A 19792-nucleotide genomic window follows, 5' to 3' on the forward strand; every position below is an offset into this window, starting at 1 on the left:
GTGGACGTGGCACACGACGTTCTGAGCGCCATCTTCGCCGCCCTGGCGATCCCGATGCTGATCTACTTCGTCGCCATCAACACGTCGTACCTGGCCCTGATCGCGCTGGCGAGCAGGCATTTCGCCAAGGTCATTCGCCGGTCGTCGTTCACCGGTGAGAGGTCCATGGCTGCCTCACCGCTGACGCCCGGGATCTCTGTGCTGATGTCGGCGTACAACGAAGAGAACGTGATCGCCGGGTCTGTGCGGTCCGTGATCGACCTGCGGTATCCCGACCACGAGGTCATCGTCGTCAACGACGGCAGCAGCGACGCGACGCTGCAGATCCTCATCGACACCTTCGGGCTCGTTCCCGACGATCGAGAGCATCCGGTGCGCATCCACGTCCGCGGTCACATCCGACAGGTATGGGTGGCCCCCGGCGATATCAACCTGACCGTCGTCGATAAAGAGAACTCGGGCCGTTCCGACAGTCTCAACGCCGCGCTGCGGTTCGCCGAGCGGGACCTCGTCGTCATGGTCGACGCCGACTCGCTCATCGACCCGGACGCCCTGCTCAAGGTGTCGAAGCCGTTCGCCGACGACCCGGAGAACACGGTCGCGACCGGCGGCATGGTGCGCGCGGTGAACGGATGCCGCGTCAACCGCGGCCGCGTCGTCGAGGTGGGCATGCCCCGCCAGCTTCTGGCCAAGATCCAGGTCGTCGAGTACCTTCGGGCGTTCCTGCTCGGACGCACCGGCTGGTCGCAGCTCAACGGCCTCATCATCATTTCCGGGGCGTTCGGGATGTTCCGCCGCGACATCCTGCTGGAGGTCGGCGGGCTGGACGCCGACAGCATCGGCGAGGACTTCGAACTCGTGATGCGGATCCACCGGCTGATGCGCCAGTCGAAACGCCCGTACCGGGTGACGTTCGTCGCCGAGCCGGTCAGCTGGACCGAGGTACCCTCCACGCTGCCCGTGCTGGCGCGGCAGCGTCGCCGGTGGCACCGCGGGCTCTGGGAGGTCCTCTGGAAATACCGGGGCATGACCTTCAACCCGCGCTACGGCGTCGTGGGTATGGTGGCGCTGCCGTTCTACTGGCTGTTCGAACTCCTCGTTCCGCTGTTCGAGTTGAGCAGTGTCATCCTTGTGCCGCTCGGCTTCGCGTTCGGGCTGCTCGACTACCGGTACAGCCTGCTATTGCTGCTCGTCTGCTATGCCTACGGCTTCTTCGTGAGCCTCGCGGCGCTGGTCGTCGAAGAGGCGTCTTTCCACCGCTACGACAGCTGGCGGGACCTCGGCAGCTGCATCTGGGCGGCGCTGGCTGAGAACCTCGGCTACCGCCAGCTGACCGCCTTCTGGCGACTGCAGGGCTGGTGGGCTGGTCTGCGCGGCACCAAGCAGGAGTGGGGCGTGATGACCCGCAGCGGGTTCCTCGAGGAGACCGTCACCGTGCGGGAAGGGTCACCGTAACCGTCGTTCCCTGGCGTTCCGTGCTGGCGACCGCGACGGTTCCTCCGTGCGCGTCGACGATCGACGCGCTCACCGACAGCCCGAGCCCGAGGCCCGGGAAGTGCTGGCGCACCGTCGTCGCCCGGTAGAAGCGGGCAGTCACCGCTGAAAGCTCGTCGGCCGGGATGCCGATCCCGGTGTCGGCTACCTCGACGGTCACGGTGCCGTCGCCGGAGCGGACGGTGACGTCGACGTCGCCCGCCGGGCCGAACTTGACGGCGTTCGCCACCAGGTTGTCGATCGCGAGGCGCACCCGTTCCCGGTCCACCATCGCGACCACCGGTTCCGGGGCGTGCAGGCGCAGACGCACCTGCTTGGCCGCCGCCGACTTTGCAAGGTTGGCGACGACCGCGCCGCAGAGGTCGCTGATGTCGGTGGACTGCCGGTGCAGCGGCGGTGCGCTCGGGTTCGTCGCCGTCGCGAGGAGGTCGGTGATGAGCCGCTGGAGCCTTCGGCTGTTGCGGTCGATGACCGCCAACGACGGCCGAACGCTCTCCGGGACGTCGTCATCGTCTTCGAGAAGTTCCAGGTAGCCGACGATCGACGCGAGGGGCGTGCGGAGCTCATGCGACACCGACGCGACGAAGTCGTCTTTCGCGGCGATCGTTTCCAGGTACGTGGTGACGTCGTTCATGGCGACGACGGTGCCGCCGAACCGGCCCTGCGCGTCGAGCAGCGTGCGAGCCGACGCCGAGACCGCGTACTGGCGGGTGCCGGGTTCGCCGACCCAGACGATCCGGTCGGCGAACTCCTGCCCCCGAAGCGCTCGCGCGATGAACCCGTCGTCGGCCGGCACGGGAGTCACCCGGTCGGGCTCGAACAGGGAACCGGCCTCGAGCGCGGTCGGATCGGCGTCGAGGATGGACGGATGCTGCAGCGCCTTCTGGTTCGCCAGGATGCGGTTTCCGTCGGCGTCGAATGCGAGCACCGCCGTGTCGACCGCATCGACGATGGCGTCGAGCATCTGCGACGTGTGCTGTTCCCGTCGCAGCGCATCGGCGGTGGCCTTCTCCTGTGTGATGAGGGAGCAGATGATCGACGTCGTGCGGCGGGAGGCGATGCACGTGCTGGCCGCGGCGACGGCGACCACGGCGGGGGTGAGGAAGTTGCGCAGGGCGTGTTCGAGATCGACGTGGCCGCCCGCGCTCAGTCCGGGAACCTCGACCATTCCCAGCGAGAGCAGCACCGCCAGCGCGGCGAACCACGGGCGGCCCGACCACCCCAGCCAGAGCGCCGGGAAGACGGCCATGTAGCCGAGGGCATGGATGTGGTCCTCCGGCACCTGCCGCATGATGATCAGCGCGATCATGCCGAGCACCGGGACCACGAGCAGCCAGCTCGACCCGGTGCGCCCGAGAATGAGCGAGAGCACGGTCGCCACGGCGAAGATCACGATCGCGATCGCGAAGGCGGTCGTGCGCAGGGGGGCCGGGTCGATCAGAGCGGCGATGAGAATGGCGACGAGGACGACCAGAACGTTCGCGAGCTGGAACGCAACCTCTGGCCGGAACCCGAACCACCGCGATCCGAGCCCCTCCGAGCGGGCGCCTGTCATACGACCGACATCGTCTGCCGGGCGATCTCGAGTTCTTCGTTGGTGGGGATCACCAGCACAGCAACGTCTGAATCGTCGGTGGAGATGCGTCGCGCCTCGCGCGACTTCTCCTCGTTCCGTTCGGGATCCAGACGGATGCCGAATGCCTCGAGTCCCGACAGTGCGGCCGCGCGAACCGGGGCTGAGTTCTCCCCCACCCCGGCGGTGAAGGTGATGACGTCGACCCGGCCGAGCTGGGCCAGGTAGTTGCCGACGTACCCCTTGAGCCGGTGCACGTAGACGTCGAACGCCACCGTGGCCTTCTCGTCGCCGGCGGCGGAACGGCTGAGCACATCGCGCATGTCGTTGGCGCCCGCCATCCCCAGCAGCCCGCTCTTGCGGTTGAGCAGGGTGTCGATGTCGTCGAAGCTCATCCCGGTGCGCCGGTGCAGGTGGATGAGGACCGCCGGATCGATGTCGCCGGACCGGGTGCCCATGACGAGGCCTTCGAGCGGAGTCAGTCCCATCGACGTCTCGACCGAGCGGCCACCGGAGACGGCGGTGGCCGACGCCCCGTTGCCGAGGTGGAGGACGATCTGGTTGAGGTCGGCGAGCGGGCGCCCGAGGAACGCGGCGGCCTCCTCAGACACGAACTTGTGGGAGGTGCCGTGGAAGCCGTACTTGCGCACCCGGTGCTTCTCGGCGAGCGCCGCATCGATGGCGTAGCTGTATGCGGCCGGCGCGAGCGTCTGGTGGAACGCCGTGTCGAAGACGGCGACGTGCGGAACATCCGGGAAGGCCTTCTGCGCCGCCTCGATGCCCTGCAGGTTCGCCGGGTTGTGAAGGGGCGCGAGTTCGGCGAGTTCTTCGATGTTGATCTTCACGAGATTGGTGATCGGCGTCGGTTCGAAGAATCGCTTGCCGCCGTGGACGACGCGGTGACCGATGGCGCGAAGCGGATGCCGCGTGAGCGACGGCCCGTTCGCTTCGAAGGCGTCGAGCATGACCCGGAACCCGGCGGTGTGGTCGGGGATCGGAAGGTCCCGCTCCGACGTCTGCGGGGCATCCGTTCGGTCGGCCGACGGCACGTCGTCTTCGGGGATGGTGTGGACGGCGTGCCCGGCGCTCTCACCGATGCGCTCGACCAGGCCGGTGGCGAGCATCTGCTCGGTGTCCATGTCGATGAGCTGGTATTTGAACGACGACGATCCGGAGTTGACCACGAGAACGGTGCTCATGCGGGTGCGTCTCCCTGCGCCTGGATCGCGGTGATGGCGACGGTGTTGACGATGTCCTGCACGAGGGCGCCGCGGGAGAGGTCGTTGATCGGTTTGTTGAGGCCCTGGAGCACCGGGCCGATCGCGACCGCGCCGGCGGAGCGCTGCACCGCCTTGTACGTGTTGTTGCCGGTGTTGAGGTCGGGGAAGATGAACACGGTGGCACGGCCGGCCACCTCGGAACCGGGCATCTTCGAGGCGCCCACCGCGGCATCCGCTGCGGCGTCGTACTGGATCGGGCCTTCGACGAGGAGGTCGGGGCGGCGCGACCGCACGAGGGCGGTGGCCTCACGGACCTTCTCGACGTCGACGCCCGAGCCGGATTCGCCGGTGGAGTACGACAGCATGGCGACCCGGGGGTCGATGCCGAACTGCACGGCGGTCTCGGTCGACGAGATCGCGATGTCGGCGAGCTGGGAGGCATCCGGGTCGGGGATGACCGCGCAGTCGCCGTAGACGAGGACCCGGTCCTCGAGGGCCATGAGGAACACCGACGAGACGACGTTGACGCCGGGTTTCGTCTTGATGATCTCGAAGCCGGGGCGGATCGTGTGGGCTGTGGTGTGGGTGGCGCCGGAGACCATGCCGTCGGCGAGGCCCATGTGCACCATCATCGTCCCGAAGTAGGAGACGTCGCTGACCTGGTCGCGCGCCTGGTCGAGCGTCACTCCCTTGTGGGCGCGGATCCGCGCGTATTCCTCGGCGAATTTCAGGCCGAGGACCGGGTCGTGCGGTGACAGGACCTCGGCAGCCGAGATGTCGAGGCCCAGTTCGATGGCGCGGGAGCGCACCTCGAACGTCTCGCCCAGGATCGTGAGCTGGGCGACGCCGCGGGCGAGCAGGGTGTGCGCTGCGCGCAGGATGCGGTCGTCGTCACCCTCGGGCAGCACGATGTGCTTGCGGTTCGCCCGGGCTCGTTCGAGCAGGCCGTATTCGAACATGAGCGGCGTGACGACGTCGGTGCGGCTCAGCTGGAGCAGCGTCAGCAGGCCCTCGGCGTCGACGTTTTTCTCGAAGAGAGCAAGCGCGGCATCGTACTTGCGCTGCGAGTCGGCGGCGAGGCGTCCGCGCGTGCGGGTGATCGCGACGATCGTGTCGTAGGTGCCGAGGTCGGTCCGGATGATCGGCAGCGTCTGAGGCAGACCGTCGAGGAGTCGTTCGACGGGCTCGGGCAGGTCGAACCCGCCGTTGAGCACGATGCCCGCGATCGACGGGAAGGTGCCTGAGCTCTGCGCCATCATCGCGGCGAGGAGGACCTCGGTGCGGTCGCCGGCGACGACGAGCACGGCACCCTCGATGAGCCGCGGAAGCACGTTGACCATGCCCATGCCCGCGACCACGACACCGAGCGCTTCGCGGCCGAGGAGGCCCGGGTCGCCCTTGAGGAGCACGCCGTTCGTGGCGCGCATGATCGATTCCATGCTCGGGGCGATGAGGTACGGGTCCTCGGGGATGGCCCAGACCGGCACGCCCGGTTCGGCTTTCTCGATCGCCGCGGTGACCTCGGCAAGGTGGTCGGCGTCGACCCGGTTGGCGATGACGGCGAGGAGGGTGGCGTGCGCGTTCTTCAGTTCGAGGAGGGCGAGTTCGGCGATGTCACCCATCTGATCGGCGCTGCGCGGGTCGGCCTGGCCGAGGCGTTCGCCGGAGCCCTGGTTCGATCGGCCGCCGAGCACGAGCAGAACGGGCGCGCCGAGGTTCGTGGCGATCCGCGCGTTGTACCCCAGTTCGGTGGGGCTGCCGACGTCGGTGAAGTCGGAACCGAGAATGACGACGGCGTCACACTGGGCTTCGACGGCCTTGTACCGCTCGACCATGTGCGAGAGGGCTGCGTCGGCATCCGCGTGCACGTCGTCGTAGGTGACGCCGATGCACTCGTCGTAGTCGAGGTCGACGCTGTCGTGGCTGAGCAGGAGTTCGACGACGTAGTCACGCTCCGAAGTCGACCGGGCGATCGGCCGGAACACCCCCACGCGCTGGACCTGGTGCGAGAGGGTGTCGAGCGTGCCGAGCGCGATCGTCGACTTGCCTGTCTGTCCTTCAGCGGATGTGATGTAGATGCTTTTGGCCACGGGTTACAGCCTAAGGCCCGCGGCCGTGTCCGCTGATTGAGTAGGCCGCCCGCGGCCGTACCGAAATCAGCTCTCCGGCGTTGGCCACGTCCAGTCGGCGACCTCGGGGATGTCCTCGCCGTGATCCCGGGTGTACTGGCGGGCGGTCAGGCGGGCATCCTGCATCTCCTGCCGAAGTCCGGCACAGGTCGCGGCGAGCTGCGGCACCCGGTCGATCACGTCGATGACGAGCCGGTACCGGTCGAGGTCGTTGAGCATGACCATGTCGAACGGCGTCGTGGTCGTGCCTTCCTCCTTGTAGCCGCGCACGTGCAGGTTGTCGTGTCCGGTGCGACGGTACGTCAGCCGGTGGATGAGCCACGGGTAGCCGTGGTAGGCGAAGACGACCGGCTTCTCCGTGGTGAAAATGGTGTCGTATTCGGTGTCGGAGAGCCCGTGCGGATGCTCCTCCTCCCCCTGCAGACGCATGAGGTCCACCACGTTGACGACACGGACCGACAACTCAGGAAGGCGTTCCCGCAGAATGGATGCCGCCGCGAGCGTCTCGACGGTCGGCACGTCGCCGGCACAGGCGAGAACGACGTCCGGCTCGGTGTTGTCCGTCTCGGTGCCTGCCCAGTCCCAGATGCCGAGACCCCGGCTGCAGTGGGCGATCGCCTCGTCCATGGTCAGCCAGTTGGCCTGCGGCTGTTTGCCGGCCACGACGACGTTGACGTAGTCGACCGACCGCAGGCAGTGGTCGTACGTGGAGAGCAGCGTGTTGGCATCCGGTGGCAGGTAAACCCGCACGACATCCGCTTTCTTGTTGACGACGTGGTCGATGAAGCCGGGGTCCTGGTGGCTGAAGCCGTTGTGGTCCTGCCGCCAGACGTGGCTGGACAGCAGGTAGTTGAGGCTCGACACGGGCAGGCGCCACGGGATCTCGCGGGAGGTCTTCAGCCATTTGGCGTGCTGGTTGAACATCGAGTCGACGATGTGGATGAACGCTTCGTAACAGTTGAACAGGCCGTGCCGCCCGGTCAGCAGGTAGCCCTCGAGCCAGCCCTGGCACTGGTGTTCGCTGAGCACCTCCATCACCCGGCCGGCGCGGGCGAGGTGCGTGTCGACGGGCAGAACCTCGGCGTTCCACTGCTTGTCGGTGTGCTCGTAGACGGCAGGGGCAAGCCGGTTCGATGCCGTCTCGTCCGGGCCGAAGATGCGGAAGTTGGTCGGGTTCTCGGCGATGACATCGGCCAGCCAGGTGCCGAGGACCTTCGTCGCTTCCCCCGTCGTCGCGCCGGGCGACGGAACGTCGACGGCGTAGTCGCGGAAGTCGGGCAGGTCGAGGTCGCGGCGCAGCACTCCCCCGTTGGCGTGCGGGGTGGCGCTCATCCTCAGGGGGCCTGCTGGGGCCAGGTCCGCGATCTCTCGGTTCAGCCGGCCGTCGGCGTCGAAGAGTTCGTCGGGGCGGTACGACTGCAGCCAGTCCTCGAGGACGCGCGTGTGGGCATCCGTGTCCCGCGCGTTTGCGAGGGGGACCTGGTGCGCCCGCCACGTGTTCTCGACCGGTTCACCGTCGATCTCGGTCGGGCAGGTCCAGCCCTTGGGGGTGCGGAGGATGATCATCGGCCAGCGCGGGCGCTCGAACTCCTCGCCCGCCTCGTGCCGTTCGGCGGCTGTTCTCTTGATCGCGGCGATCTCGTCCATCACCGCGTCGAGGGCCTCGGCCATGCGGGTGTGCACGAGCATCGGGTCTTCGCCGTCGAACCCTCCGGAGACGAGGTACGGGTTGTGGCCGTACCCCCGCATGAGGTCGAGCAGTTCGCTCTCGGGGATGCGGGCGAGGATGGTCGGGTTCGCGATCTTGTACCCGTTGAGGTGCAGGATCGGCAGCACGACCCCGTCCTGCACCGGGTCGACGAACTTGTTCGAGTGCCAGCTCGTGGCGAGCGGACCGGTCTCCGCCTCCCCGTCGCCGACCACGGCGGCGACGACCAGGTCGGGATTGTCGAAGGCCGCTCCGTAGGCGTGGCTCAGCGCGTAGCCGAGCTCGCCGCCCTCATGGATCGACCCCGGGGTCTCCGGTGCGACATGGCTCGGGATGCCGCCGGGGAACGAGAACTGGCGGAACAACCGCTGCATCCCCTCCTCGTCCTGGCTGACCCGCGCGTAGACCTCGGAGTACGTGCCTTCGAGGTAGGCGTTGGCGACCATGCCGGGTCCGCCGTGGCCGGGGCCGGCGATGTAGAGCATCGACTGGCTGCGCTCGCGGATCACCCGGTTGAGGTGCGCGTAGACGAAGTTGAGGCCCGGCGTGGTTCCCCAGTGCCCGAGCAGCCGGGGCTTGATGTGCTCTTTGGTGAGTGTCTCGCGCAGCAGCGGGTTGTCGAGCAGGTAGATCTGCCCGATCGACAGGTAGTTCGCGGCCCTCCACCAGGCGTCGATTCCGGCGAGCGATTCGGTGTCTACGGTTGTGGGGGGCATGGGCTCATCTTAGGAAGCGGGGCTTCGGCAACGAAAGGCCTTGAGATCACTCGCCCGCGTACCCACTTCACGCGTTGCGGTCAGGAACACGCGTTACGCCGGGTGTTCTCGTCCGGAAAGGGTGAATCGGGCCCGTGGTCACCCGTTCCGGCCCTGGTCGCCCGGTACGCCGGATGCCTGCGTCCGGAACGGATGACCTGGCGCATTTGAACGGCGGTTAAACGTAAAAGACTCCTCGCGCACCCGCCAGAGCCCGGTTACCCTTGCTACGTTTCCGTCCTGGGGGAGTTGGCCTGGATGGCGCCACGCGAGGAGCCAGTATCCATTCTACAGACTCCGGAAGGCTTCGTGAGCGCACCCCGATTCGTCGCGTTCGGATGTCCCCGCGAAGCACGGTAGGATAGCTGAGGTTGAAATCGCGCGAGCGAATCAGCCGGGTCAGGAGGATTCGCCTAGTGGCCTATGGCGCACGCTTGGAAAGCGTGTTGGGTTAACGCCCTCGGGGGTTCGAATCCCCCATTCTCCGCCAGAACACCAGAAACGCCCACCGGAAACGGTGGGCGTTTCTGCGTGCCGGGGCCGTGAAGCGTGTTGGGTTAACGCCCTCGGGGGTTCGAATCCCCCATTCTCCGCCACAAACCAGAAACGCCCACCGGAAACGGTGGGCGTTTCTGCGTGCCGGGGCCGTGAAGCGTGTTGGGTCAACGCACACCGCCCACCCGGAGTTCGAATCCCCCATTCCCCGCCAGAACACCAGAAACGCCCACCGGAAACGGTGGGCGTTCCTGCGTGCCGGGGCCGTGAAGCGTGTTGGGTTAACGCACACCGCCCACCCGGAGTTCGAATCCCCCATTCTCCGCCAGAACACCAGAAACGCCCACCGGAAACGGTGGGCGTTCCTGCGTGCCGGGGCCGTAAAGCGTGTTGGGTTAACGCACACCGCCCACCCGGAGTTCGAATCCCCCATTCTCCGCCAGAACACCAGAAACGCAGTCGGCCCATTCGAATCAACGGGAAACGCCGTCATCCGTGGCATCCGCTCGTCGTTTTTCGTCATTCGGAGCCGTCCCCCAAAGGGTGGCTACCTGTTTTTGGCGTTCATGCACCAGAATGAATTCCGAGGCGGGGGCGCATTTTGACGAGTATGACTGAAAACGACGAGATAGTGGTGGCCGTTCGCGTTCGCCAGGGGCTTCTCGCTCAGGGGATCGCGGCATTGCTCGCGTTGAGCGTGCCGGTGTTGCTGGTGCTCTACTGGCTGACGATACCGACGGGGGCGTGGGTGTGGGTCGCCATCGGCCAGGCGCTGATCTTCGCCGCTGTTGTCGTCGCGATTGTGCGGTACCGGCGCGTGTGTGTCATGGTCACGCCGACGCACCTGATCGAACGCCGTTTCTTCATCGGTACCACTCGTGTGCCGTTCGAGTCGATCGGTCGTGTGGTCCTGCTCGAGATGCATCGCACGATGGCGTCGCAGTCGCGGCTGCAGATGTTCGTGCTCGACAAGGCCGGACTCCCGCTGTTGCGGATGCGCGGCGAATACTGGTCCCGCAACGGCATCAACCGCATCGCCTCCCACCTGACGATGGCTCCGATCGAGCACATCGACCACCCGGTCACCCTCGACGAGCTGCAGTCCACGCGACCCGAGATGCTGTACTGGTTCGAACGGCGCCCCAGCCGGATGCCCTAAGCGGTCTTCCGTCCCATCACGACACCACCCGCGTCGGAGGCCAGTTCGGCGAACCCGACACGGCGGTAGAACGCCTGCGCCTTCGTGTTGGCGGCGCCGACAACGAGGTGCACGCCCGGCACGCCGCGTTCGGCGAGGGCGCCGGTCAGGGTATCGATCAGCCGGCGGCCAAGGCCCTGGCCCTGCGCCTCGGGCAGCAGATCGATGTGCAGGTGAGCCGGGTATTCGTCGACGGCGGCGATCAGCATCCGCTTCGGGTTGGCTGCCGAGGCGACGATGGAGCGTTCGAGTTCCCCGGTGCCCGGGTGCTTCTCGGCGACGGTCGGCCACCACCCGGAACTGAACCACTCAGCGAAGGCCCGCGTGTCTGCCGCTCCGAGGATGTACCCGACCGCCCGTTCCCCGTTGTCGATGACAAAGGCGAGCTCGGGCTCATGCGTCACATAGGGCAGGGCGTAGATGTCGGGGAGGAGGTCGTCCGAGGAGTGCAGCCCCGTGGCATCCTGCCCGTTGTCGCCGGTTCGGACGCAGATGTCGACGACATCGGCACGGTCGCGGGGCTCATAGGGTCGGATGCGCATCACGTGCCCGAGCTTACGCAGGTCCGGCGCACATTCGGCACCGGGCCTCCCCCTCGTAGGCTGAACCGCATGACCTGGCAGCCCGCAACGCTCGGCGATTACGCCCGCCGCTGGCGGCTCACCCCGGCCGGTCCGGCGTTCTCGACGCCCTCGTCGCACCTGCAGCCGGTCCTCCGGCGCGGCGAGCGGGCGATGCTCAAAGTCGCCCGCATCGAGGAGGAGGCGAACGGATGCCGCCTGCTGGCCTGGTGGGACGGCTCCGGCGCCGCCCGGGTCCACGAACTCGACGACCACGCCGCCGTTCTGGAGTGGGGCGGCGAGTCGCTGGCCGGCGAGTCGGACGACGACCGGGCGACGCGGATACTCTGCGGTGTGGCGCGAACGTTGCACGCGGCATCCGCTCGGCGTTTCGGGTCGCGTCCGGACGGGCTGATCGAGTTGGCTGACTGGTTCGGGTCGCTCTTTGCCCGCGCCGACCATGCCGGGTACGCCCCGGCCGCGGCGACGGCGCGCCGGCTCCTCGACGAACCGGTCACCCCGGCCGACCGGGTCGTGTTGCACGGTGACCTGCACCACGGCAACGTCCTCGACTTCGGCGAGCGTTGGCTGGCGATCGACCCGAAGTTCCTCGTCGGGCATCGGGTCTTCGACTACACGAACATCCTGTGCAACCCGACCCAGGCCCTCGCCGAGCGGCACTTCGACCGGCGCGTCGACCTCATCTGCGAGCTGGCGGGTATCGCGCCCGTCTCGCTCCTGGAGTGGACCGTCGCCTGGACCGGCCTCAGCGCGAGCTGGCTCGCCGAGGACGGCGACGCCGGCGAGGAGCGCCGCGCGCTCCGGATCGGCGCCCTCGCCGAGGCACGGCTCAACGTTATGCGGTAACCGCGACAGCAACTTCGGAGAACAGCCGCCTGACACCCCTATCGGTGGCCGACCGCGGCGATGCCCCCGGATCTCCGAAGTTGCAAACGAGCCGTCTACCGCCGGCGGCGCGTGCCGAAGATGCCCTCGACGACGCCGGTGAGGATGGTCTTCGTGGCGCGCGAGGTGAGCACTTCTTCGAGCACGGTCTTCTGCGGCTTCGATGTCGTGCGCGTCCTTCCCCGCGTCTTGCGGAGCAACCGCTCGTATTCAGCGTCGGCCTTCTTCTGCGCGGCCGCCTGCGCCTTGTCCATCGCCGCCTTCTGCTTCGCGTACTCGGCCTCGGCCTTCGCGCGCGCGAGCGCCTCCTCCTCGGCGGCGGCGGCCCGGTTCGCCGCTTCCATCTTCGCGGCGAGCATCTCGCGGGCCGACTCCCGGTCGACCGCGGCACCGTATTTCGGCAGCAGAGCGGATGCCTCGACGGCCGCGTCGATCGCGGCATCCGTGCTCGGCGACATCAGTCCCTGGGGTGCGCGGAGCCGGGTCCAGGCCACGGGCGACGGGGCGCCCTTCTCGTTCATCACCGTGACGATCGCCTCGCCGGTGCCGAGCACGGTGAGGGTCTCCTCGAGGTCGTAGCCGGAGTTCGGGTAGGTGGACACCGTGGCCCGGAGTGCCTTCGCGTCGTCGGGGGTGAAGGCTCGCAGCTGGTGCTGCACGCGGGAGCCGAGCTGCGCGAGGACGTCACCCGGAACATCCTTCGGCGTCTGCGTCACGAAGAAGATGCCGACACCCTTCGAGCGGATCAGCCGCACGGTCTGGGTGATCTGGGCGAGGAAGTCCTTGGAGGCGTCCTGGAACAGCAGGTGCGCTTCGTCGAAGAAGAACACGAGTTTGGGCTGGTCGAGATCGCCGACCTCCGGCAGGTCGTTGAACAGGTCGGCGAGCAGCCACATCAGGAAGGTCGAGTACAGGGCGGGCTTGTCCTGCACGCCGGGCACCTCGAGCAGGCTGATGATGCCCTTGCCGTCGGTGGTGCGGAGGAACTCCGCCGTGTCGATCTCCGGTTCGCCGAAGAAGACGTCGGCGCCCTGGTCGGCGAAGGTGATGAGCTCGCGCAGGATCACCCCGACGGTGGCGCCGGAGAGCCCGCCGAGTTCCTTCAGCTCGGGCTTGCCCTCGTCGCTCGCGAGGAAGCTGAGGACGGCGCGCAGGTCGGTGAGGTCGAGCAGCGGCAGCCCGGCCTTGTCCGCGTAGTGGAACACGAGGCCGAGGCTCGACTCCTGGGTGTCATTGAGACCGAGGACCTTGCTCAGCAGGATCGGCCCGAACCCGGCGATGGTCGCGCGGATCGGTACTCCCCGCCCGACACCGCCGAGCGAGAAGTATTCGAGCGGGAACGCCTCAGGGGTCCAGTCCTGCCCGATACCGCTTGTGCGCGCCAGGAGTTTCTCGCTGCCCTCCCCAGGAACAGCCATCCCCGACAGGTCGCCTTTGATATCGGCGGCGAACACCGAGACGCCGTGGGCGCTGAGCTGCTCGGCGAGACCCTGCAGGGTGCGGGTCTTGCCGGTGCCCGTGGCGCCCGCGACGAGGCCGTGCCGGTTCATCATCGCGAGCGGGATGCGCACCTGAACGTCGGGCAGGGGGTCGCCGTTGACGAGCGCGCCCATCTCGAGGGCAGGCCCCGCGAAGGCATAGCCGGCGCGGATCTTCTCCACGTCGGCCGAGTTGAGCGGGCCCGGCGTTGCGGATGCCGGTTCGACGGGTGGGGTGGGCGGAGTGGACGCCAGGTCGGCCGGTCCGCTCGGCGCGATCCCGAGTTGGGAGGCCAGGGCGCCGGATGCCCCGGCGACCGGCCCCGCTGTGGGCTCGGGCGCCGTCTGCCGGGCAGCAGCGGTCGTGGCCGCAGCGGCCTCAGCGGCATCCCGGGCAGCGATGGTGGTCTGATCCGCCGCAGCCTGCGCAGTCGCGGTCGCCTCGGCTGCGGCTGTTGCGGCGGCTTCGGTCGTCCGGTCTTTGGCCGCGGTGGCTGCGTCGGCTGCGGCGTGGGCGGCTTCCGTCGCCGCGGTGCCGTCTGCCTCAGCGTGGGCGACCGTCGCCTGCGATTGGGCCTCCGCGTCCGCTTTCGCGGCAGCGGCTGCGTCTTCGAGCCGTTTCAGCGCTGCGGCTGCCGCCGCCTGTGCCTGTTCGGCAGCAGCAGCGAGCGCGGTCGCTTCAGCGCGGGCTGCGGCGAGTGGGTCGGGCCGGTCGTCGTTCATGGCTTGAGCCTAGCCAGCGGTGGGGTCCCATGCACCGGTTGGGCGGGAGCCTTGCGCTGGCGCCGTTTGCTCCTGCGGAGATTTCGCCCCGCAGCCCGCGAGCCGGCCCGAAACGGCCGTTTCCGGCGAAAAACACCGCCGTTGCGCACGGGCCGCCGGGCACCGTCGCGCATTCGGGAGGTCAGGCGGGCAGCACCGTCCGCTCGAGGAACTCGTTCACGAACACCCGCGAAGGGTCCAGACGCGCAGCGAGCTCGCGGAAGTCCGGGAGCCGTGGATAGACCCGCTCCAGGGCAGCCGCATCCGCGGTGAAGACCTTGCCCCAGTGCGGCCGCACGGCGAACGGCACTAGCGCCGCCTCGAGGGTCGGCAGCAGCGCCTCCACCTCGGGCTGCTTCTTGAGCCAGGTGAAATGCAGCCCCACCGCGTCGGTGTCATACGCCCCACTCAGCCACAGGGTGTCGGCGGCGAACGTCCGCACCTCGCACACCTGCAGCAGCGGCGCGATCCGCCCGGCCAGGGCCCTCACGGCCCGCAGCGCGTCGACCGCGTGCCGCCGCGGCACGAGGTACTCGGACTGCAGTTCCTCCCCGTTCGACGGAGTGAAGTCCAGCCGGAAATGCGGCAGCCGATCCAGCCACGGCCCCGGCACTCCCATCTGCGCGGTGCAGTTCTCGGCAGAGATCCCGGGCAGCGGATGCCGGTCGGCGGTCGCCGGGGTCGCACCGAACAGGTCGGACGGGGCTGCGACATCCGCCTTCCGGCGCTTCAGCCAGACCTGGTCGAGAACATCCGGATCCCGCCACGTCGTGAAGAGCGACACGCTGTACGCGGAACCCGTGATCGCATCGAAGTTCTCCTCGACGGCGGAGAACGCGAGCCGCTCGAACACGGACTGCTCGATGTCGAAGGTGGGCTCGATGTCGAGGGTGACCCGCGTCACGATCCCGAGCGCGCCGAGGCTCACAACGGCACCGTCGAAGTCAGCGTCGCCGCGGCGCAGCTGCAGCACCTCCCCCGAAGCAAGCACGAGCTCGACACCGGCAACCGAGGCAGCGAGCGACGGAACCCGGTTGCCCGAGCCATGCGTCCCGGTCGCGATCGCACCGCCGATGGAGATGTGCGGCAGCGACGCCAGGTTCGGCAGCGCCCACCCGGCCGCCTGCAGCTCACCCGCAAGATCCCCGTAACGGATGCCGGCCCCCACCGTCACGGTTCGATCCTCGACGCTGATGACCGGGTCGAAGCGCAGCAGCTCGGTCGAGATCAGCAGGTCCGCCGAGTCGGCGATGGTGTTGAAGGAGTGGCGGGTTCCCAGCGCACGAACCGAGGTCGCGTCCCGCAGCAGGTGCTGCACGTCCTCCACGCTCGCCGGTGCTTCGATGCGCCGAGCGCGGTAGGCGTGGTTGCCGGACCAGTTCGTGCCGAGGACGTCTGTCACGTCTGCCTTTCGTGCGCCGCAAGGCGCTGTACGGGAAACGCCGGCGGACACCGGAGCCACGTCCATTGTGACGGTCTTCGAGGAGTTTGCACTGCGCATGTCAGAACGGCGCCATGTCACTCGCTCCGGTCGAGAACACGCGGCGCACCGGGTGGATCCGTCCGAAGGACGTTTTTCGGGCTCAGTGCGGCCGCAACAGCACCGGCGGCCGGAGCGCCCAGTCGCGTACGAGTTCGGTGCGCACGGTCACGCCGGAGCCCGGCCCGCTCGGCACGGCGAGCCGGCCGTCGTTCAGCACGAACGGTTCGGTGAGATCCTCGGCGTAATAGCGGTCCGATGCGCTCGTATCCCCCGGCAGCGTGAAACCCGGCAGCGCGGCGAGCGCCACGTTCATCGCCCGGCCGATGCCGGTCTCGAGCATGCCGCCGCACCAGACCGGGATGCCGCGGGCGAGACACGCATCATGGATCGCGACCGCGGGCAGGTACCCGCCGACCCGCCCCGGCTTGATGTTGATGATGGAGGTCGCGCCACGCTCGATCGCGTCGATCGCGACCCCGACCGACACGATCGACTCGTCCAGGCAGACCGGGGTTTCGATCGCCTGGGCGAGGGCGACGTGGGAGGCGATGTCCTCCTCGTCGAACGGCTGCTCGACGAGCAGCAGCCGGGAGGAGTCGAGCTGCCGAAGATGCGCGATGTCGTCCCTCGTGTACGCGGTGTTCGCGTCGACCTGCAGCGCGGCATCCGGCCCGAGAAGCTCACGCACCCGGCGAACCGGCTCGAGGTCCCAGCCCGGTTTGATCTTCAGTTTGATGCGGCGGTACCCGGCGTCGACGTAGCCTTGCACTTCGGCGAGCAGGTCGTCGATCGAGGGGCTGATGCCGACCGAGACCCCGCAGTCGACCTCGGTGCGGACGGCGCCGAGATACCGGGCGACGCTGGTTCCGGATGCCCTCAGTTCGGCATCGAGGACCGCTGCCTCGAGCGCTGCCTTCGCCATGCGGTGCCCGACGACCGGAGCAAACAGGCGCTCGAGGTCCGCGGCCTGGGGATCGACGGCGCCGAACAAGAGCGGTGCGAGGTGGTGCTCGATGACGTGGGCGCAGCCCTCGACGTACTCCGAGCTGTAAGCCGGAGTCGACCCGGCGACGCATTCACCCCAGCCCTCGCCGGTCTCGGTGACGAGGTGGACGAGCAGGACGACCCGGGCCGTCTCACGCCCGAAGCTCGTCTCGAATGGGCGCACGAGGGGCATCCGGATCCGGTGGAGGGTGATCGATTCGACCGTCATGGCCCGACCCTAGCGTGCCGTGCCCAGGCCCCGCTGGCTGGAGAGACGGGCAGTGCGGGCATCCGCGACGCGGGTGTTCCTGCCGCGCGCCGGTGCAGATGCACTCGCGCCCGGCAAAGAGACCCGCGGCCGCGTCGAAGGGCGCTGCCCGGCTCGATCGGGGGTCACACGAACACGTAGCCGCCGTTCACGAACTCGACCGCCAGGCCCTCGGCGAAAGCCGGCACGAAGACCGCGCGGGATGCCTCACGGAACTCCGTCGCGGCATCCGGATCGTCCTGCCGCAGCGCCTCGAAATCCGGGTGAAGTTCGAAGCGGATGCCATGGTCGTGCGCGGGTACAACCGGCGGGGTGTACTCCCGTATCGGACCGGCTCGGGTGAGCGACCGTGCGATGGCGTCGGACACCTCCGGTGAGTCCAGCTGCCAGCTGACCTCGAACCGGTCGCTGCGGTCGGCGCCGGAGATGGCGTCGTCGAGCCGGCCGTAGAAATCCGGGTGAAACGCGCGCACCTTCGCGCCCAGCTTCTCGAGGTTGAGATGGGCGTTGCGTCGGATGAGCGGGTCGTACGTCCACCGCGCCTCGGTCACGCCGTTGTCGAGGGCAAGAGCGCGCTGCGCAAGCTTGAGGGCGAATCCCACTCCGCCGCGGGCCGACGGCGTGACGGCGGCTACGTGCGAGTGGACGTGCAGCCCCTCGTTCCAGCCGAGGATCCCGACGACGGCGCCGATCACGCGGCCATCGCGCTCGGCGAGCAGGACGGTGTTGCCGGCGTGGGCGATGGCCTGGATGAACGACGGGTCTGAACCCGAGCCGCGCCCCCAGGTGTCGTCGAGCAGGCGGCAGATGGCGGCGTAGTCGTTCAGGCTCGCGGCAGGACGGATGTCAGCAGCGCAGTCTCGCGCGGCCGCATCCGCCTGCTCGCGGGCCGGAATCATGCCACCGACTCCTTGCGGTCGGGGACGGCCGAGGATTTCTTGCGCACCGGCTCACCCGAGATCTTCGCGGCGAACGGCGCCCAGAGGATGAGCACGACGCCCGCACCGAGGAGCGCCCCACCGATGGTGTCGGTGAGCCAGTGCACGCCGAGATAGGTGCGGGAGAACATCATCAGGGCGACCCAGATCGCGCCCGCGATCCAGACCCAGACCCTCGGGAAGATGATGCCCAGCGCGACCGCCATGGTCGCGGCGTTCGCGGCGTGACCGGACGGGAACGAGCCGTGGTCGCTCAGGACGAGCATCTCTTCGGGCCGAGCCCGGTCGACCAGGTTCTTGAGCAGTTGCACGACGGCGACGCTGGCGAGCGACGCCAGCGCGAAGAACAGCGCAGACCAGGGGCGCTTCAGAACCAGCAGGAGGACCACGATGAGGATCGGCAGGATGAAGGTCGCGAAGGCGCCTCCGCCGAGCCAGTTCATGCCGTACGACATCCACTCCAGGAACGGCAGCCGGTTCTCGTCGAAGACTTCTTCGCTCCACTCGGAGTCGAGCATGAACGGCAGCTCGTTGCCTCGTTGCACGATGAGGAAGGCGAGGACCAGACCGAGCGCGAGCGCGACGCCTCCCGAAATCCACGGCCAGTGGCTCGCGACGCGTTTCGCGGACGGATCGGCCTGTGTCGACGGATCGATGCGTTGTTCTGACATGGCTTAATAATGCCCTCTGCCGGGCCGAAACGGTCATCCCCGGCGCGCATTGACAACGTCGAACGCGATGTGCTGCACCCCGGGGCGCATCCTCGGTCACGGTTCTCTAAGAGTCAAGCCCCGCGAAATTTCCGACCTCCGGACGCATACTTGCTGTCGCGGCAGCACCGACTCCGGGCTGCTGATTCTCGCCTGATGCCCCCTGTGCGAACCACAAGTAAGCAAAGGAAATATCTGATGATCGAGACCAGCTCCATTGACGCCGTCATCGGCTCACACGCGTACGACAACGACGGACACAAGATCGGCACCATCGGCCAGGTGTACGTCGACCCGGACGACGGCCACGCAATCTGGGCCAGCGTCAACACCGGGTTCTTCGGGACCAGCGAATCCTTCGTGCCCCTCGAGAACGCCACGATGGATGCGGACGGGGTGCGGGTACAGTACGACAAGGCCTTCGTGAAGGATGCTCCGCGGGTCGACGTGGACGGCGACCTCAGCACGGAAGACCAGGAGACGCTTTACGAGTATTACGGCATGAGCGTCGGCAACACCGGGACCGAGTACGACACGGCGGACTACACGGACGCTGACCTTCGCGACACCGTGGGAGGCCCTGGACGCGACACCTCCGGGCCCAACACCGACTCCGCGATGACGCGCTCCGAGGAACAGCTCAACGTGGGCACGCAGAAAGTGCAGACGGGCAAGGCGCGCCTGCGCAAGTACGTCGTCACCGAGCAGCAGAACGTCACGGTTCCGGTGCAGCGCGAAGAGGTCCGGCTCGAGCGTGAGCCGATCACGGATGCCAACATCGACGACGCCCTGTCGGGTCCCGGCCTGAGCGACGAAGAGCACGAAGTCACGCTCACCGAAGAACGGGTCGTCGTCGACAAGGAGACCGTGCCCGTGGAACGTGTCCGGCTCGACAAGGACACCGTCACTGAGCAGCAGACGGTCACCGAGGACGTCAGCCGTGAGGAGATCGAACTCGAGGGCGACGACGCCTCACTGCGCGGAAAGAACCGCGACCGGATCTGACCGAGGGGGCGGGGGGGGGGGGGCGCGGGGGGGGGCGCCCCCCCCCCCCCCCCCCCCCCCCCCCCCGGGGGGCCCCGGCGCGTTGCTTCCGCACGCGCTCGAGCGCATGGCGGCCATCCCGATGGG

14 protein-coding genes, 1 tRNA gene and 1 other RNA gene are annotated in these 19792 nt (G+C 68.2%); 5 read left to right on the top strand and 11 right to left on the bottom strand.

What is annotated here, in order from left to right; translation table 11 throughout:
• The gene (locus ABIE24_RS12945; RefSeq protein ID WP_354500295.1) at positions 1–1455 is read left to right on the top strand and encodes a glycosyltransferase family 2 protein; all 1455 of its coding nucleotides are present in this window, start codon (positions 1–3) and stop codon (positions 1453–1455) included.
• Here the strand turns inward: ABIE24_RS12945 and ABIE24_RS12950 are convergent.
• The 5 genes from ABIE24_RS12950 to ffs all read right to left on the bottom strand — a co-directional run bounded on the left by ABIE24_RS12950 (position 1430) and on the right by ffs (position 9160).
• Positions 1430–3049 carry a sensor histidine kinase gene (locus ABIE24_RS12950; RefSeq protein ID WP_354500297.1) on the bottom strand — a complete coding sequence of 540 codons (1620 nt, stop codon included), beginning with the start codon at positions 3047–3049 and terminating at the stop codon, positions 1430–1432. The genes ABIE24_RS12945 and ABIE24_RS12950 overlap by 26 nt on opposite strands.
• The gene (locus ABIE24_RS12955) at positions 3046–4266 is read right to left on the bottom strand and encodes an acetate/propionate family kinase (RefSeq protein ID WP_354500299.1); all 1221 of its coding nucleotides are present in this window, start codon (positions 4264–4266) and stop codon (positions 3046–3048) included. Before ABIE24_RS12955 ends, ABIE24_RS12950 begins: the two co-directional genes overlap by 4 nt.
• Entirely contained in the window at positions 4263–6377 is a 2115-nt protein-coding gene (pta, locus tag ABIE24_RS12960; protein ID WP_354500301.1) for a phosphate acetyltransferase, read from the bottom strand. The genes ABIE24_RS12955 and pta overlap by 4 nt, the downstream gene beginning before the upstream one ends.
• A gap of 66 nt (positions 6378–6443) precedes the next feature.
• A complete protein-coding gene (locus ABIE24_RS12965) occupies positions 6444–8840 on the bottom strand; it encodes a phosphoketolase family protein (RefSeq protein WP_354500303.1) in 2397 nt (798 codons plus the stop codon).
• A 223-nt stretch (positions 8841–9063) separates the two neighbouring features.
• Positions 9064–9160, bottom strand: an RNA gene (gene ffs / locus ABIE24_RS12970) — signal recognition particle sRNA small type.
• Between the two features lie 121 nt (positions 9161–9281).
• Here ffs and ABIE24_RS12975 point away from each other — a divergent pair.
• Positions 9282–9369: transfer RNA gene (locus tag ABIE24_RS12975), tRNA-Ser, on the top strand.
• A 615-nt stretch (positions 9370–9984) separates the two neighbouring features.
• A complete protein-coding gene (locus ABIE24_RS12980; RefSeq protein ID WP_354500305.1) occupies positions 9985–10533 on the top strand; it encodes a hypothetical protein in 549 nt (182 codons plus the stop codon).
• On the opposite strand, the gene ABIE24_RS12985 is transcribed toward ABIE24_RS12980, so the two are convergent.
• On the bottom strand, positions 10530–11114 hold the full coding sequence (locus ABIE24_RS12985; RefSeq protein WP_354500323.1) for a GNAT family N-acetyltransferase: 585 nt from the start codon (positions 11112–11114) through the stop codon (positions 10530–10532). The genes ABIE24_RS12980 and ABIE24_RS12985 overlap by 4 nt on opposite strands.
• A gap of 69 nt (positions 11115–11183) precedes the next feature.
• On the opposite strand from ABIE24_RS12985, the gene ABIE24_RS12990 reads away from it, so the two are divergent.
• Complete coding sequence (locus tag ABIE24_RS12990) at positions 11184–11999, top strand: aminoglycoside phosphotransferase family protein (RefSeq protein WP_354500307.1); 816 nt, start codon at positions 11184–11186, stop codon at positions 11997–11999.
• Positions 12000–12094: 95 nt separating this feature from the next.
• On the opposite strand, the gene ABIE24_RS12995 is transcribed toward ABIE24_RS12990, so the two are convergent.
• From ABIE24_RS12995 to ABIE24_RS13015, 5 genes are all read right to left on the bottom strand, one after another.
• On the bottom strand, positions 12095–14239 hold the full coding sequence (locus ABIE24_RS12995; protein ID WP_354500309.1) for a helicase HerA-like domain-containing protein: 2145 nt from the start codon (positions 14237–14239) through the stop codon (positions 12095–12097).
• A 181-nt stretch (positions 14240–14420) separates the two neighbouring features.
• On the bottom strand, positions 14421–15680 hold the full coding sequence (locus ABIE24_RS13000; protein WP_354500311.1) for an FAD-binding protein: 1260 nt from the start codon (positions 15678–15680) through the stop codon (positions 14421–14423).
• A gap of 181 nt (positions 15681–15861) precedes the next feature.
• Positions 15862–16974: an o-succinylbenzoate synthase gene (menC, locus tag ABIE24_RS13005; RefSeq protein WP_354500313.1), complete on the bottom strand. Its 1113-nt coding sequence runs from the start codon at positions 16972–16974 to the stop codon at positions 15862–15864.
• A gap of 164 nt (positions 16975–17138) precedes the next feature.
• Entirely contained in the window at positions 17139–17912 is a 774-nt protein-coding gene (locus ABIE24_RS13010) for a hypothetical protein (RefSeq protein WP_354500315.1), read from the bottom strand.
• Positions 17909–18622 carry a phosphatase PAP2 family protein gene (locus ABIE24_RS13015; RefSeq protein WP_354500317.1) on the bottom strand — a complete coding sequence of 238 codons (714 nt, stop codon included), beginning with the start codon at positions 18620–18622 and terminating at the stop codon, positions 17909–17911. Before ABIE24_RS13015 ends, ABIE24_RS13010 begins: the two co-directional genes overlap by 4 nt.
• 237 nt (positions 18623–18859) lie before the next feature.
• Here ABIE24_RS13015 and ABIE24_RS13020 point away from each other — a divergent pair, with 237 nt between their 5' ends.
• The gene (locus ABIE24_RS13020; RefSeq protein ID WP_354500319.1) at positions 18860–19666 is read left to right on the top strand and encodes a DUF2382 domain-containing protein; all 807 of its coding nucleotides are present in this window, start codon (positions 18860–18862) and stop codon (positions 19664–19666) included.
• Positions 19667–19792 lie beyond the last annotated feature (126 nt).

It is taken from the genome of Mycetocola sp. 2940 (assembly GCF_040548835.1).
Taxonomy (GTDB): domain Bacteria; phylum Actinomycetota; class Actinomycetes; order Actinomycetales; family Microbacteriaceae; genus Mycetocola_A.

Bases quoted from the DNA above. Each gene is read 5' to 3' on its own strand.
- ABIE24_RS12950 (WP_354500297.1), bottom strand. From the start codon at position 3,049: ATGACAGGCGCCCGCTCGGAGGGGCTCGGATCGCGGTGGTTCGGGTTC.
- ABIE24_RS12955 (WP_354500299.1), bottom strand. From the start codon at position 4,266: ATGAGCACCGTTCTCGTGGTCAACTCCGGATCGTCGTCGTTCAAATAC.
- ABIE24_RS12965 (WP_354500303.1), bottom strand. From the start codon at position 8,840: ATGCCCCCCACAACCGTAGACACCGAATCGCTCGCCGGAATCGACGCC.
- ABIE24_RS12980 (WP_354500305.1), top strand. From the start codon at position 9,985: ATGACTGAAAACGACGAGATAGTGGTGGCCGTTCGCGTTCGCCAGGGG.
- ABIE24_RS12985 (WP_354500323.1), bottom strand. From the start codon at position 11,114: ATGCGCATCCGACCCTATGAGCCCCGCGACCGTGCCGATGTCGTCGAC.
- ABIE24_RS12990 (WP_354500307.1), top strand. From the start codon at position 11,184: ATGACCTGGCAGCCCGCAACGCTCGGCGATTACGCCCGCCGCTGGCGG.
- ABIE24_RS12995 (WP_354500309.1), bottom strand. From the start codon at position 14,239: ATGAACGACGACCGGCCCGACCCACTCGCCGCAGCCCGCGCTGAAGCG.
- menC (WP_354500313.1), bottom strand. From the start codon at position 16,974: ATGACGGTCGAATCGATCACCCTCCACCGGATCCGGATGCCCCTCGTG.
- ABIE24_RS13010 (WP_354500315.1), bottom strand. From the start codon at position 17,912: ATGATTCCGGCCCGCGAGCAGGCGGATGCGGCCGCGCGAGACTGCGCT.
- ABIE24_RS13015 (WP_354500317.1), bottom strand. From the start codon at position 18,622: ATGTCAGAACAACGCATCGATCCGTCGACACAGGCCGATCCGTCCGCG.
- ABIE24_RS13020 (WP_354500319.1), top strand. From the start codon at position 18,860: ATGATCGAGACCAGCTCCATTGACGCCGTCATCGGCTCACACGCGTAC.